This is a genomic window from Stieleria mannarensis (assembly GCF_014154935.1).
GTDB lineage: Bacteria > Planctomycetota > Planctomycetia > Pirellulales > Pirellulaceae > Stieleria > Stieleria mannarensis.
This window is the reverse complement of sequence record NZ_JACEHH010000213.1, coordinates 1-549: the sequence shown is the minus strand read 5'-3', so window position 1 is coordinate 549 and position 549 is coordinate 1. Positions and strand designations below refer to the sequence as shown.

The window sequence follows — 549 nt, the reverse complement described above, 5'->3', positions numbered from 1 at the left end:
TTTTGGATCCAACGCTGGGACTTCTCGTGACCGCAGGTGGCGCAGTGACGATTTCCGCAGCTCCGCCCTGTCCAATGGGTTTGGCCGCAGCCATCGCATCGGTACAGGACTCCACCGAGGGCACCGGTTCGGCAGCACGGCAACAACGAGATCACGCGTGCGACCTGCACCAGTGAATCCGGGAGCGGATCGGGAAGCTTGGCGAGGAACGCCGGTCCATGCTTGGCGATCGCTTCGGCCAGCGTGGACACGTTCGGGCGACGGGGTTACTTCAGTCGCGCACCGCAGCCGAGTGCATCGGGATCATCATCGTCTCCCGGCAACTTTCCGAACAGTCCGTCGATCGCTCCCCTCGCGTTGGCCTCCGCATCCTCAGTCAGATGCAGGTAGATGAGGGTGGTCTGCAGCGAGGAATGCCCCATGTATTTCTGGATGACCTTCAATCCAACGCCGGCTTCGAGCAAGTGCGTGGCGTAGGAATGGCGTAACGTGTGGATCGTGATTTTCTTGCCGAAGTTGAGCTTCTTGGCGATCTGCTTCATTGCGCCT

General features: G+C 60.5%; 2 protein-coding genes. Both read right to left on the bottom strand.

Annotated features, from left to right (window positions below; translation table 11 throughout):
* The coding region (locus tag H1B37_RS33125; protein WP_182871541.1) for a transposase zinc-binding domain-containing protein at positions 1-251 on the bottom strand (251 nt) is incomplete at its 3' end.
* A gap of 15 nt (positions 252-266) precedes the next feature.
* Positions 267-549, bottom strand: a 283-nt coding sequence (locus H1B37_RS33120) for a tyrosine-type recombinase/integrase (RefSeq protein ID WP_182871540.1), incomplete at its 5' end; no start/stop codon positions are given.